The 12,805-nt window shown below is 33.6% G+C and carries 9 protein-coding genes and 1 CRISPR repeat array; of the genes, 5 read left to right on the top strand and 4 right to left on the bottom strand.

The genetic code is table 11. The annotated features are described in order from the left end of the window. Positions 1-115 precede the first annotated feature (115 nt). The 4 genes from CIB95_RS12635 to CIB95_RS12620 form a co-directional block, all read right to left on the bottom strand. Complete coding sequence (locus tag CIB95_RS12635; protein ID WP_094925718.1) at positions 116-850, bottom strand: hypothetical protein; 735 nt, start codon at positions 848-850, stop codon at positions 116-118. A gap of 144 nt (positions 851-994) precedes the next feature. Then, entirely contained in the window at positions 995-1,498 is a 504-nt protein-coding gene (locus tag CIB95_RS12630) for an NUDIX domain-containing protein (protein ID WP_158217635.1), read from the bottom strand. A 4-nt stretch (positions 1,499-1,502) separates the two neighbouring features. Further along, positions 1,503-2,411: an NAD(P)/FAD-dependent oxidoreductase gene (locus CIB95_RS12625; protein WP_094925716.1), complete on the bottom strand. Its 909-nt coding sequence runs from the start codon at positions 2,409-2,411 to the stop codon at positions 1,503-1,505. A gap of 35 nt (positions 2,412-2,446) precedes the next feature. After that, a complete protein-coding gene (locus tag CIB95_RS12620; RefSeq protein WP_094925715.1) occupies positions 2,447-4,195 on the bottom strand; it encodes an aromatic amino acid hydroxylase in 1,749 nt (582 codons plus the stop codon). Between the two features lie 660 nt (positions 4,196-4,855). On the opposite strand from CIB95_RS12620, the gene CIB95_RS12615 reads away from it, so the two are divergent. From CIB95_RS12615 to cas6, 5 genes are all read left to right on the top strand, one after another. Continuing rightward, entirely contained in the window at positions 4,856-5,785 is a 930-nt protein-coding gene (locus CIB95_RS12615) for an ADP-ribosylglycohydrolase family protein (RefSeq protein ID WP_094925714.1), read from the top strand. Positions 5,786-6,125: 340 nt separating this feature from the next. Beyond that, positions 6,126-6,896: a CRISPR direct-repeat array (repeat unit 36 nt; unit sequence GTAGAAATGAACATGACTCGTCCAGAGTATTAACAC). Between the two features lie 199 nt (positions 6,897-7,095). After that, on the top strand, positions 7,096-8,922 hold the full coding sequence (locus tag CIB95_RS12610) for a type IV secretory system conjugative DNA transfer family protein (RefSeq protein ID WP_094925713.1): 1,827 nt from the start codon (positions 7,096-7,098) through the stop codon (positions 8,920-8,922). Between the two features lie 284 nt (positions 8,923-9,206). Further along, positions 9,207-10,532, top strand: coding sequence for a hypothetical protein (locus tag CIB95_RS12605; RefSeq protein ID WP_094925712.1), 1,326 nt, complete (start codon positions 9,207-9,209; stop codon positions 10,530-10,532). Next, the gene (locus tag CIB95_RS12600; RefSeq protein ID WP_094925711.1) at positions 10,504-11,823 is read left to right on the top strand and encodes a hypothetical protein; all 1,320 of its coding nucleotides are present in this window, start codon (positions 10,504-10,506) and stop codon (positions 11,821-11,823) included. Before CIB95_RS12605 ends, CIB95_RS12600 begins: the two co-directional genes overlap by 29 nt. Beyond that, positions 11,820-12,764 (top strand): CRISPR system precrRNA processing endoribonuclease RAMP protein Cas6, encoded by a 945-nt coding sequence (cas6, locus tag CIB95_RS12595; RefSeq protein ID WP_094925710.1) that lies wholly within the window; start codon positions 11,820-11,822, stop codon positions 12,762-12,764. Before CIB95_RS12600 ends, cas6 begins: the two co-directional genes overlap by 4 nt. The last annotated feature ends 41 nt before the right edge of the window (positions 12,765-12,805 follow it).

Below are 12,805 nucleotides of genomic sequence, written 5' to 3'. Positions count from 1 at the left end.
ATTAGTCATATTTCGACAAGAGCGGCTTGAGAGAGGGAATTAGAAACATCTTGGCAAACAAAAAACTAGCTCATATATATGAGCTAGTTAGAAAGTGTGCGGTAGGAGGAATATCTTAATAGTTTAATAAAAGGTCTTTACTTACTTGTGTGAAATATTCCTTGTTTTTAAAGTAGTTTGTTCCATTTACATCGCCCATTCCGTAATAGTAAGCAGGTGTTACATAGAAGAAATTTCGAATTTCTCCATCTTCTTCGCGGGTATCAACTACAATGACCTCATCTTCTGAAAGCAACAAAGCATATCTTGCCTGAATATTTTCATAGTCTGTAACTACTTGTGTAGCCATAAAAAATACACCTGGAAACTTTCGTATCAACTTTTTCGTAACTAAATTGCCTTCCTTGGAAGTTGATGCAGCAATTTCAACTAATATTTCCTGTTCAAAAATTAACACCAATCTTTCAGCATATGATGCGTCTGGAAACTCATAAGTGTGAATAGAAAATGCTTCATCGTAGTCCACTTTTAGTGGTTCACCAATTAAAGATTCAACAGTATCGATCGTATCACCAATTCTCACTCCATTAACAGTTATCGTGTTTAACGTTTCATCAAAGTCGATAACAATTGGTTTCACTGGTTTGTTATTTGCCTCTTCTTCATTTTTTTTGCCAGAATCATCTTCATTATTAGGTTGATCGTCTTCATCTTTAGTGGCGTCTTCGTTCGTTTCTTCTTCACCTTCCTTAGGGTTTTCATTTTGTGCCTCTTTTTCGCTAGCATTACTGCATGCAGATAAGAGTAATAAGAGAAATGCAATACTTAATATCATAAAACGTTTCGTCATATGTTCATGTCTCCTTTTATAAAACGTTGTTTTGGAGAATCTTTTTAACTCCTTTAAAAGTATATACAGATAGGGGAGTTTCTGAACTGAAACTTCATTAACTAAAAGAAGAAAAGCAAGTAACATCATTGTTACTTGCCTACTTTAAATATGAATTAATTTTAGATATGAATTTAACTTTTTAGTTGACCGAATATGATTAATAGTCAATGGGTAAACTTCATCCTTAATATACGGACTAAAGTCTTCACGCATTAGATCAGCTGTAGTTGGAAGTGTTTCAAATATGACCGGTCCATATGTATCAGTAGTTTGCTTAATTGCATTTAGTTCCGAGACTTTTGCCACAAAAATTGATTTTACTAAGCCAGAGGCATTGAAGTCTGGTATAGAATATTGTCCTATTAACTGAATGGAGGATAAAGAAGCACCACATTCTTCATACACTTCTCGCACAGCAGCATCTATGGCACTTTCATTATTTTTAATTTTGCCACCTGGAAGTTCGATTCCTCGCTCTTTATGGTTTGTTAAAATAATTCCTTCATTATATAGAGGAAAGATAAGAACATCGCTCGGTTCTGAAAATACAGCTGAATTAAATGTAATATTAACTTTGTAACCTGAGTGATCTGTAAAACTTTTCAAGAGATTACACCTCGAGACTAATCGTTTTTGCTGCAATCATTCCTTGACTAACAGCGGTAGAAATACTAGATAATGCTGGAGGAGTTATAATATCTCCGGTTGCAAAAATCCATGGAACTGATGTTCTTAAGTTTTTATCGACGTCTACTAATGAAGACTTATTGTCATGACTTTCAATAGGGAGGACTTTACCGTTTGGTGATACGCCAATTCTAATTAATACAATATCTACTTCTAGTGTTTGATTTTCTTTGTTACTTATATTTATTGACTTTACAGCGTTATTTTCGTGATTTATCTTTGTCACTTGGCTGTTTTTCATTATCGTAATTTTTGGGTTGGATATTGCTTGTTCAACAAATTTTTTTCTTGCTTTAAATGTATTACTACGATGAATGAGGAATACACGTTTTGAAACGCCTGCTATATTTAATGCTCCTTCAAAAGCATGGTCGCCACCACCAATAATGGCGACCGTTTTACCTCTAAAGCAATCAACGTTTTTACTAGTAGAAGAATACTTAGTGTGTTCGTTTAATTGCTCTTCACCAGGAATATTTAATTTCCTTGGACCACTACCAGTTGCGGTAATAACATATTTACTAAACCATGAATGATTTTCAGAAAGTATTACTTTGTTTTCTTTATCAATCGTAAGAACTTTTTCATTAAGCTTTATAGGGATATTTAATTTTTGCAAATGCTTTTCAAAAGAATCTATTAACTCATCTCCATTAGAAGAAATTAGCCCTGGATAATCAATAATGTCATTACGTATTTTTTGGAGCTGTCCGCCGATTTTCTTTCTTTTTTCAACAATTATGACATTTAATCCTAATCGTTTGCACCAGATTGCAGCGGAAATGCCTGCGGGACCAGCTCCTATCACTGTTACATCATAAGAATTATCCATTATTAAAAACAACTCCTCTCAAGAAAAATGTGTACTTATGATTTTAATAGTTTTAATCCTTTATTAATTAATTCACTTAAGTTGTCGTCAACCATACTTAACTTATCAAGCTGACTACGGAGCTGCAATTCTACTTCATGCAAAATACTATTGGTATGAAGTAGTTCAACTAATTCTAAGCGTAATAACCAATCTTTTGGGAAGTTTACCTTTAAAGTATTTTCAATTCGGCGTAGTTCTTGTTCGTCCTCGAACGTTACTTGGCCTTTCTCACGAATATTTCTGATCCACTCATACATCGTGTCGAGGCAGTTATGTTCTAACTTATTGGCACCAATTTGTCCGACACTTTGGTTTATATCTTCAGTTTGAAAAAAGTTTTCTGGATCAGCTGCTCCGCCGAAGACAGATGTAATTGTAGACCCGACAGCTAAATCAAACTCGCCCCATTCAGGCTCAAATAGTATTTTGTCATTATGAGTAACAGTAACCTCTTTTAATGTAATTAAAATGATTTTATTATCTCTCTTCATTATTTCACGAACAGTACCACTAACTTGAACATCACTTTCAAATAACAATGTTGTCCTTTCGCCAATAACAATATTATGTTGAATTAAGTCAATCGCTGAGAAATCTTCTAGTTGTTTATTAGTAGATTTAAGTTTTCCTATTGGAGAACTAAAACCATGAAAGTGTCTATCTTTTCCATGTCCACTTAATGTTTTATTTTCAAAAGATAAAGTTGACGGACCTTCCATCTTAAAGAAGATTGCTTCATCTTTTTCATCTTTAATTATATTTGTTACAGTACCTGTAACTTGAAGACCTGAAGACATTTCGACAGTTGCAGTAGCTTCTGATTTTAACGCTTTTTCCAAACTTTCTGTGCCACCTTTTTTGAATGCCATTGTCTCTGAAAAACGGAGAACTTCTTTTGTAAGCTGCTCGAAGTTTTCACAAACAAATAGATGTGGTTGTTGCTTAGATATGTCAAAGCTAGTTGCTATTACATGCTCTAATTGAAAAGGAAGCTTTTTCACTTTATTTGTTAAGCTATTTGCACTTTCACCAACGGAAGAGAGGAGACCTGCACCGAAAATTTTGGGATTATCAGTTGTTCCAATCATTCCGAACTCTACAGTCCACCAGTACAATCTTGCAATTTGTTCAGCTTCGGAAACAGTTTTTACGGCAGATTGCTTTTCTGTAAGTAGGTTTTCAGCTTTCTTTATTTCTTCATCGCTTGCAATGCCAGTTTCCATTAAATTGGATAAGGCTCTTGCCGCTTCGAACACCTCATGTTCCTCTTTTGTAGCGATTGCCTTTGCCCCGATACTACTAAGCAGTTTTACAAAAGTCGAGTATTCTGGATCACAAAGAATAGGTGCATGCCCTGCCGCTTCATGGATGATATCGGGTGCAGGTGTGTATAAAATATTTTTTAATTTACGAATTTCTGATGCAATCGGCAATATTCCATTTGCTTGGAAGCTAAAGAAGGCTACCGCAGGGATAAATCCATCGATTGTTACAGCTCTCCAGCCAAAAGGACGAAGGCATTCATTCATTTCTTCTACTTTAGGAATTTTATTAATGCTAATCCCAGATTCAGTTAAACCAGTAGTATATTTTTCGTGAGCAACATCTTTTAAGAAATTGTGATTTTGTCGCATTACATAACGCCAAACACCTTGATCAATTGCTGTGTACTTTGAATAGTTTTGATCAACTACCCACTGTTTTAAATGATTTGGCACTTTTAGTTCGGTTAATACTGTCATTTGAATACCTCCTTATATTTTGGCTTGGAATAGAAAAAAGCCTCTTTATCCCTATAAGAAGGGACGAAGAAGCTCTCCGCGGTACCACCCTAATTGTCGGATAAACAACATCCAACCACTTCATTGGTAACAGCATGTAAATTGCAATGTAATTCACTAGTTAACGCATCTGGATTTTCAGCAACCATCCAGTCTCTATATTTTATGACGTTAACTGCTACTTCGTTGCAGCTGTTTAAATATTAACTTTTTTAAGGAATAAAAAAAGCCTCATCTATCCCAATAAAGGGACGAAGAGACTCCGCGGTACCACCCTAATTGATGAGTAAAATACTCATCCACTTATTAAGTAAACAGCTCGTTTTTTGCAGTGTAATTCGCTTTGCACCCCATCTGGATTTTCAGCAACCATCCAGTCTCTATTTGCTATGGAGAATACAAGCTACTTCGTTGCAGCTGATTTATTTTTAAATTAGTTAGAAATATACCATAGGCGATTTCAAGAAGTCAACAATAAAATTTTGAATATTCTTTAAAAGTATATATGAATTTTGTGTTTCTTTATTAATTTAATAAAAGGAATAAAAAGGTAATTAATACCTGCTGTTGAAAGTATATTACAAGAGAAGTAGCAGTTGAACAATTTAGGAGGAATAACGATTGGATAAGAAAGATAGATTTTTAGGAAGTATGATCGGATTAGCAGTCGGTGATGCAGTTGGAACAACGGTGGAATTTAAAGCGCCAGGTACATTTGAACCGATTAATGACATGGTTGGTGGAGGAGTCTTTAACCTAAAACCAGGAGAGTGGACGGACGATACGTCGATGGCATTATGTCTTGCTGAAAGTTTAATCAAATGTGATGGGTTTCATGCAAAAGACCAATTGGAAAGGTATGTAAAGTGGGAACAAGAAGGTTATTTAAGTAGTAATGGTGTTTGCTTTGATATTGGAAATACAGTTTCTGATGCTTTATTTAATTATAAAAAAACTGGAAATCCTTACTCAGGTTCGACAGACAAATACTCTGCTGGCAATGGGTCAATTATGCGACTAGCACCAATCCCGCTTTTATATTGGAAAGATTTCAAGAAAACAATCCATATGTCTGGTGAAAGCTCGCGCACGACACACCAAGCTCCACTTGCAATTGATGCGTGTAAATATATGGGAGCTATTATTGCGGGTGCGCTTAAGAATTACTCAAAAGAGGAACTTCTAACTGAAGCATTTGCGATCGAAATGCAAACACTTACTGAGGAAAAATGGGCAGATGAAATTCGCGAAATTGCGTCTGGATCGTTCAAAAAACTCAATCCACCAGAAATTGTAGGTAGTGGCTATGTCGTGAAATCATTAGAAGCGGCACTTTGGGCTTTTTACAATAGTGAAAGTTTTAAGGAAGGGCTACTTTTAGCAGTAAATCTTGGTAATGACGCAGACACAACTGGAGCGGTCTATGGGCAAATTGCTGGAGCTTATTATGGGGTTGGTGGAATTCCAAAAGAGTGGCGAGAGAAAATTGTGCTGAAAGATAAAATTAGAGATTATAGTGTTCTGTTATATGAAATGGTGGAGAAGAGCTGAGTTCTGGTGAAACTTAGTAATTAGAAACCATTGAAAAACATATACTAATGGGGATAAAATTCTTTAAATTTTAAGTGAACGTTGCACTATTAACTCGTAGTTGGTTTATTTTGTGTATGGTTAAAAAAACGGGTAAAATTGCAGGTTACCATGTAATGAGACATTTGCTATAAATAGAGCACTATTGTGTCGATTTCTGTCTAATAAACCCGAAAAGTGTAGTATTTTGAAAGGTTGCTAATTTTAGTTTACATAATATATTTTTGAAAAACAGAAAAAATCTGCACCATGTAATTTGGCTCTTGAAAGCCTTGGGATAGTAAGGTAAAATTTGGGTACAGTAGAAATGAACATGACTCGTCCAGAGTATTAACACCTATAAAGAAACCTTTTAAGATGACCTCGTTTTGTTGTAGAAATGAACATGACTCGTCCAGAGTATTAACACTTTAACTTTAACTCTTTGTCACCAGATATCCACATTGTAGAAATGAACATGACTCGTCCAGAGTATTAACACACAGTTGCACTAATTCATTTTCAAATCGTCTTTCTTCCACGTAGAAATGAACATGACTCGTCCAGAGTATTAACACATCTTCTTCCATCAAAGCACGAATCGCAGATGTAGCGTTGTAGAAATGAACATGACTCGTCCAGAGTATTAACACATCATAAAGAATTTTGTAGACATTTCTGCCTACTTTATTGTAGAAATGAACATGACTCGTCCAGAGTATTAACACACCTTTCGTCACGACGGGTAAAACTTCCAAGTAAGGTAGAAATGAACATGACTCGTCCAGAGTATTAACACATTTTTGTGTATATTTCTATGTTGCTTTTTCCTTTTGTAGTAGAAATGAACATGACTCGTCCAGAGTATTAACACACATAACCAAGCTGCGCTAATTTTTTCTTTGCGCTCGGGTAGAAATGAACATGACTCGTCCAGAGTATTAACACACGACGATGCGGATATAATCATCCGCTAGCTCGTCTGTAGAAATGAACATGACTCGTCCAGAGTATTAACACACCACGTTTTTCTATGTAATAGTTTCCATCTACTTTTGTAGAAATGAACATGACTCGTCCAGAGTATTAATTCCACATTATAAATCCCCTTAATAATTCATATTTAGGTACTATCACTTTAAAATCCACCCTATTTTCTAAAATTCAAATAAATTGTTAAAATTGGCATAATTTTCTTGTTTTCGTCAAATTAAAGGCATATAATAATTGTAATAATATTTTGAATATTTAAATTAGTGAATATCTAATCGGTGGAAGAAGGAAGGTAGCATATGTCTATTGGATTTATACAGGGCAATATTAATGACAAGATGGATCGAATTAAGAAGCTTTATGAAAAATTAAAAAGCTTTTCAGTAGTAGAACCACAAATTTCATTAATACTAGCTAGAAGAATTGCAGAGGATATTTGTAGAGATTTATTTAGCAGATCTATCTATAACAATCCAGGAGATATTACTCTTGAACCATTAATTGATACACTACTTGATGATGATGTTATTCCAAGAGTAATTGCCATACATTTAAATGCCATTCAAATCTTGAGCGATGATCTTGATGACTTTGAGGAATATGGAAAGCTTCTACCTCCATGCTTACATAGTTTAGACGTTGTTGTTAAATGGTACTTAGGGGAAACAAATATAGATGATGATCAACTTCATAAAGAATTATTAAATAAAACTAACCAGCTGGTAGGAGAAGCTCCAAGACCTGTTTTAGTAAAGCAAGAAAAACTGGGTACAAGTTCATTTGCGAAACTTAAAGATATGAAGAAAGTAACCGGTGAAGATGGTTTAATTATTGGAAGCACTCTACGATTAAGTGAGAGAAAAAGTTTTGAGCATGCGGTATGTGTCGGACCAACAGGGAGTGGCAAAACAGCTAGCTATTTTATTCCAAACCTGCTTTCACTTCCAAATGCATCGTGTATCGTTTCTGATCCAAAAGGGGAGATATTCAAAACTACTGCTGCGACAAACATCGCTCAAGGTAAGAGAGTATTAGTTTTTAGCCCTTATCATGAAAATACTATGCGTTATAATCCACTTTCGTTATGTAGAAATGTTACTGAAATTAGAGAACTGGCACAAATGATTTTAACTAATGGAAATAAAGCTGTCGAGGCAATGACTGGGGGAGTTTCTGGAGGCGCAGAATGGATTAATATGGCTACCCCATTGTTAACTGCCGGATTACTATTTGTTAGAAGTTTAGAGCCTCCTAAAAATACAATTTCGACAGCTATGGACTTACTAGTAGAAAATGAGATAGAAACTTTAAGGGTGTTATTTAAAGGGGAATCAAAAGAAGCGAAAAAACAATTTAATATTTTTATGCAAGCAGCTGAATCAGAAAAGACGGCTTCTAGTATTAGAACAGTACTAGCTTCTTGTGCGCAATTGTTTGTCGATCCCACAGTAGTTAATGCGACTAGTTACAATGAATTGAATCCAAAATACTTTAGTGAGAGCCCGACAGTATTATATGTCATTGTTCCAGAACATAAAAGTGCAACATTAGCACCTTTAATGGCTCCTTTCTACACGCAATTAATGGCACACTTAGTAGAAAGAAAGTCTAAAGTCCCCGTCTACTTTTTCTTAGATGAATTTGCCAATATAGGTATTATTCCAAATATAGATACTGCTCTAGCGACATTTAGATCTAGAAAAATTAGTATATCAATAGGCATACAAAGCATAAATCAGCTAATAAGTAACTATGGAAAAGAAAAAGCACATACTATTTTAGATAATTTAAAAACGAAATTTGTCTTTCCAGGATTATCTGTAGATAGTGCGAAATACTTTTCAGAGCTATTTGGACAAAAAGAGATTGTCTCGATTAGTAGATCGCTAGCATTAAGTGAGAATAGCAATATTGGGATTAACTCAAACCCTCAAAAACGCGATCTATTAACACCTGATGAGATAAGACGCTTGGATGACGAAACGTTAGTAGCTGTTGTAGATAACCTTAATCCTTATATCGATAAACAAATTCGATATTTTAAAAATAATGAGTTACTAGAATTAACAAGGACGACGGTTGATCTTGATAAATATTTAAAAGATCAACGAAACATATTGAATTAATACTAGAATACTAGAAAGGTTGAAAAACAAGTAATTTTTTCTTCAACCTTTTCTTTTTTGAACATATTTAAAATGAAACTTTAGTAGGTTATTTCATATTAAGTCTAATACTAAAGCATTAAACGTAGACCTAATACATAGAATTAGTAGGAAAGCTTTTTTATAGCATACTACAGGGTCAAATCTTTACTTTAATTATTTTTTTACAAAATTATGGGTAATTATTACATTTGTGTAATGGAAAGGTAATGATAAGAAAGAACTATAGTTGAAGGAGGGATGAAATGTTTATTCCACACTTTATTTTCCCAGGCTTAATAGAGAAATCAAGAGGTAAATACTCTCAAAATTCCTCGATTAAGCCTTTTTATTACTATGATTTATCTGAAATTTTAAATAAATTAGACCTAATTATTATACAGTTGAATAAAGAACGAAAAATTAAAGAGATACATTGTTGGTTTATTATTGAAGAAACTATAAGTGCAAAATTTCTTCCTGAAATTATTAGTTACCTACATAAAGAATTGGATAAAACAATTAATGTAGAAAAAAGCATACGTGTTCATATCATACCTGGTTCTAAAGAGAGTCCATTAGAAGAGATAATGGTTGATTTTGAGCCAGTTGTACATGAAATATCCATTAAATATCCCTTTTCTAAATTTGGACATGTCGTTTCATTTGGAGATCCTATTCCGGAACAAGCGTTATTTTTGGAAGGCATACGTCAATGGGAAGATAGATATGAAAGTGTTTATTATAATGAGACATCAATACATACAGTTAATACAACGATCAAAGGAAAAACTGAACAGTGGACCAAACAATTCCGAGCGTTTATTTTAGACCACGATTACTATGCTGCCTTTTTAATGGTAGATGACTTACCTGTTAGTGATCTTTCAAAGGGGCTTAAGAGTTTATTACATATGATGATTGATAGATTTAACTTTGCTTTTGAGGATGCTTCAATCCATTTAAAAGAAGCGAAAAAATATTTAGGGGAACGCAGCCTTTTTCTGGAAACAGAATCTGTCTTTGAAAAACTTAACTCAACAAATAAGAAAGAGAAGGACCTTGCCTTAATTGTAGAGTTATTCCGTCAACTAGATGTGTATCTGGATATGGGTGATATGTCAGCATTCTTAATCCGCTTTTATAGGGCGCGTGAAGCCATCATGCATTATTTATATCATTATGCACAGACGAATCAAGTTCAAATGCAGGTTAAAAAGAAGAAAAGTTTTCATAGTGTAATAGAACAAATGGAGGAAATGTATGAAAGTTGGGAATTGGACGGATATTATGGAGCTTATTTTTTCATGAAAAGTCAGAATGTTGCGGACACTCTGAAATTTAGAAACAACAGTTTTATAGGTCACGGTCGAAGTGGTATTAGTGAACAAAATTTATGGAAAGAATACACCGGTTACTTTGGTATAACCAAAGAAAAAGCAAAAAGGAGATTTGTTTCGGATACAAGCTTGCTGCTTAGGGATTTAGGGGTTAATACGGACGAAAATATAACAAAAATTAACCGATTCATTCTTCGAACTATTGTGAAAGGAATTTTACCTAATGAGGCATTTATTAATTCACCAATATGACTATTTAGAGGGTAACCAGGCATCTCCAACTGAAAACATAGAAAAGTTATTACATGATATTTTTGCAACTAATAAAATTGACAGCCCCTTTGAAATACATATTGTCTTTAGTGAAGAAATAGTTCAAGACGTTAAAAATATATTAGAACAGTTTGAATTTATAACCTTTTACAATAAGGTAAATTTTACTCCACATATAATTAGGTTAAATAAAGATTTTCAAAGTGTTATCCAACAAATAGAACAAATGTTATCAAAGATCATATCTCCTGACTCAACTATATATTTAGATTTATCAAATGGTAATCGCACGTTTCAACATATGATTGCGCATGAACTTTCTCAACAGAATATTAATGATTTAATTTTATTTTCGCGTAACGAGAAGGAGCTGTCTGAAAAATCTAGAGGTTTCTATGCTATTGCTGCAAATGACTACTTGTCAGATGAAAAAATATATCATCATGTAAAAGACTTTGTTGTATCAGGTAACTTTAAATCAGCAAAAAAAATTATTAATAATAAGTGGGGAAATGAGCGTTTCAGTGAATTGTTGGATTTTGGAAATGGTTTATTTCAGTTGGATGTATTTAAAGGAAAGTATTTTGAAGTATTATTTGATGTTTTATCTAATCACGGTGCATTTGAAAAGGAATTAGAGTTTATAGAGGAAATGAAGCAATTATTAAGAAAAGATCAAAGACAGTTTATTTACTTCCTATATGACTTAAGTAACTTTTATTTTGAGGAAAACAGGCTAATTGATTTTTCAGTAATTTACTATCGACTTATTGAAGAGTTTTTGCTTTTTGCACTTGGTTGGGATATTAAAAAGAAACAACTTAGGATAAGAAGTAATAGAAAGTTTGGACTCGATCTACCGAAAGACGAAATTGGTCAATATTTGCATAAATACGAGAAAGAGCTCAGAAATCATTTGAAGCATATACAGACAAAACATAATATTAAAATTCGTAAAGATAGACCTGAAGTAATTTCATCTTTAAAAGGTGAGGAGAAGATTTATGCTCAACTCTATTTTCTTTTTAAAGATAAAGATTTTAATAGATTACTAGATTTAAGACATAACGGTGTAGGTGGACATGGATTTGAAGACTTGACAAAAGAAGAATACATCGAACTTTCCAAAGGTGTTACTCCAAATGAATTCATTAAACCTTATTTAGATATGTTCGATTTGTATCCTAAGCAATCGTTAATAAAACTAATCCAAAAGGCAGTGTTAATAGAATTAGACCAACAACTATATGAAGGAGCTATAGCCACATGAAAAACTACATAGAAAATTTCCCATATATACATTTTAAAGTTAACTTAAAAAGTTTGAATAATGGGAAGCTACCTGAACATAAAACTTCAATGCTTAGAGGAGTAATAGCAAGAAAGGTAAAGAAAAATGTTTGTCATGACTTTGAGCTGAATTGCGAAAAGTGTGAGTACATAAATAATTGCTTATATAGTGCTATTTTCGAATCACCTAAAACTTTGATTGATAGTTTAAATCGGGGAGGTACTGTGCCCCACCCTTATATTATTCGTTGCAATGAGAGGCATCAGGAATATAAAAAGGGAGATCTATTAACATTTGAAATAATACTATTTGGAAAAAAAGCGGAGCTCTTTGCAACCAACTTGTATCATGTATTTGAACAGTTCCATCTCTTTAAATTAGGAAAATATAAAATGCAATTTGCTGTAGATAATGTGCTTCAAATATTGAAAGACGATAAAATGGAGGTTTTCACTAGTGAATTCATAAAAAAACCTGAAGCTACTAATTTCACATATGCTATACCGGATTATCAAAATCTCAGAATTGAATTTGAAACTCCCTTCCGTATTCAGCAGAATGGAAATTTAATAAAAGAGATTAGTATGGAAAGATTTCTTTGGCAAGTTCACCATAGGATTTTCCAATTAGGTATCCATACAGATACTGCTATTGAAAGAAGTTCATTTAAGGCTTACACTTCGAAATTACAATTTCCTAAGCATACATATCTGATGAAAAGGAGCAAGTGGGAAGATATCCTTCGTTACTCTACCAATAAAAAAAGATATATGAAACTTGGTGGGGTAATTGGAAGAATTGATTTAAAAAGAACGGAGGAACTAGATGAACTATTGCCTGCAATAATGTTTGCCGAAAAGTTTCATGTTGGGAAAGCAACAACATTCGGATTAGGTCAATTTACTTTATGGTTTCGATAAAAGAGAAAAAAATTGCGATGAAAGAAGGCTTCTTCTTGAGC

The sequence above is a fragment of the Lottiidibacillus patelloidae genome (assembly GCF_002262935.1).
In the GTDB taxonomy this organism is placed as follows: domain Bacteria; phylum Bacillota; class Bacilli; order Bacillales; family SA5d-4; genus Lottiidibacillus; species Lottiidibacillus patelloidae.
This window is presented reverse-complemented; position numbering and strand designations above follow the sequence as displayed.

Bases quoted from the DNA above. Each gene is read 5' to 3' on its own strand.
- CIB95_RS12610 (WP_094925713.1), top strand. From the start codon at position 7,096: ATGTCTATTGGATTTATACAGGGCAATATTAATGACAAGATGGATCGA.
- cas6 (WP_094925710.1), top strand. From the start codon at position 11,820: ATGAAAAACTACATAGAAAATTTCCCATATATACATTTTAAAGTTAAC.
- CIB95_RS12625 (WP_094925716.1), bottom strand. From the start codon at position 2,411: ATGGATAATTCTTATGATGTAACAGTGATAGGAGCTGGTCCCGCAGGC.
- CIB95_RS12605 (WP_094925712.1), top strand. From the start codon at position 9,207: ATGTTTATTCCACACTTTATTTTCCCAGGCTTAATAGAGAAATCAAGA.
- CIB95_RS12600 (WP_094925711.1), top strand. From the start codon at position 10,504: ATGAGGCATTTATTAATTCACCAATATGACTATTTAGAGGGTAACCAG.
- CIB95_RS12635 (WP_094925718.1), bottom strand. From the start codon at position 850: ATGACGAAACGTTTTATGATATTAAGTATTGCATTTCTCTTATTACTC.
- CIB95_RS12620 (WP_094925715.1), bottom strand. From the start codon at position 4,195: ATGACAGTATTAACCGAACTAAAAGTGCCAAATCATTTAAAACAGTGG.